This window comes from Yoonia sp. R2-816 (assembly GCF_046762905.1).
Taxonomy (GTDB): Bacteria; Pseudomonadota; Alphaproteobacteria; order Rhodobacterales; family Rhodobacteraceae; genus Yoonia.
Map to the genome: position 1 here is coordinate 1 of NZ_JBKQXN010000024.1, position 1729 is coordinate 1729.

Below are 1729 nucleotides of genomic sequence, written 5' to 3' on the forward strand. Positions count from 1 at the left end.
GTCATTGCCAAGAAGTGTGGCGGTATCAATCGAGGTGACGACATCTTCTGTGATCGGATTGGGGTTTTGAGCAACGCCATTCGCATCAAAAACGCGGGCCTGGATGGCGGCACCCGAGTCATCGCCTTGCTGCCCGTCGCCAGACTCCCAGGTGACGACGAAACCGCCATTGACAAGCGCTATCACACTCGCGTCGCCTTGAAAGTCATGGGTGATTTCATTGACCAGGAACTCACTGACGATTTCAACACCATTCGCATCAAAAATACGGGCCTTGACGGCATACCCATCATCACCTTGCTGCCCGTCTTTAGACGTCCAGGTGACAACAAAATGGCCATTGGCGAGCGCCGTCACACCTGGATCACTTTGAATGCCATTGGTAAATTCATTGACTTGGAACTCGCTGACGATCTCAACGCCATTCGCATCAAAAATACCGGCCTTGATAGCAGGACTGGACGTATCGCCCTGCTGCTGGTCCCAGGACGTCCAGGTGACGACAAAATGGCCATCGGCGAGCGCTGTCACGCTCGGGTTTGTTTGTTCGCCATTGGTAAACTCATTGACCACGAATTCACTGACGACCTCATTTCCATCCGCGTCTAAAACACGCGCCTTGATGGCGGTATAAGACGTATCGCCCTGTTGCTGGTCCCAGGAGTGCCAGGTGACGACGAAATGGCCATTGGTGAGGGCTGTAACGCTCGGGTTCCATTGAGCGTCATCGGTAAACTCATTCACCAGGAATTCACTGACGATCTCAACGCCATTTTCATCGAAAATACGGGCCTTGATGGCAGAGTAGGAAGCATCCCCTTGCTGCTGGTCCCAGGACTGCCAGGTGACGACGAAATGGCCGTCAGCGAGGGCCGTAACACTCGGGAGCCTTTGAGGGCCATCGGTGAACTCATTAACGAGAAACTCGCTGACGATCTCAACACCATTCTCATCAAAAATACGGGCCATGATGGCAGAACTGGACATATCGCCCTGCTGCCCGTCATCAGACTGCCAGGTGACGACGAAATGACCATTGGTGAGGGCTGTTACACTTGGTCTGGTTTGCACGTCATCGGTAAACTCATTCACCAGGAATTCACTGACGATCTCGACACCATTCTCATTGAGAATACGGGCCTTGATAGCCGCACCGGACGTATCGCCCTGCTGCCCGTCATCAGAATGCCAGGTCACAACGAAATGGCCATTGGCGAGGGCTGCAACGCTCGGGTGGAGTTGCGAACTATTGGTGAATTCGTTGACGCGGAATTCACCTGTGCCAACAATATCATCAAGCGCGACAGGTGCATCGTTCACAGGGGTAATCTCAAGCGCAAAGGCATCGCTTGTCGAAAGTGAGCCGTCGCTGGCCGTCACCCTTATGCTCAATACTCCATTGAAGTCCTGTGGCGGTGTGCCCGAGAAACTCTCCGCAACCGCATCAAACACCAACCAGTCCGGCAGGGCCGCACCATTAATTAGCGTCGCGCTTAAGGTCAGCGCATCGCCATCCACATCCGTGAACGCATTCGCTGGCAGGGCAAAGCTCACAGCTTCATCTTCCGCTGAAGACTGATTGGGCAATAAAGTTGTCAAAACAGGTGCGTTGTTCATAACGGTCATTTCTTTATCCAATTCAAGATGGTGAGCTGTTGGCGTTGGTTTCGTGCGAGTCCAGAAGTCGCGGGCGAAGAGCGGAAACTCGACGTTACTTTCCGAAGCTTTG

1 protein-coding gene is annotated in these 1729 nt (G+C 53.3%); it reads right to left on the bottom strand.

Annotated features, from left to right (window positions below):
• A partial coding sequence (locus tag ACFWW2_RS00340; protein ID WP_393925374.1) for a putative Ig domain-containing protein occupies window positions 1-1626 on the bottom strand: 1626 nt, incomplete at its 3' end.
• Between the last annotated feature and the right edge of the window lie 103 nt (window positions 1627-1729).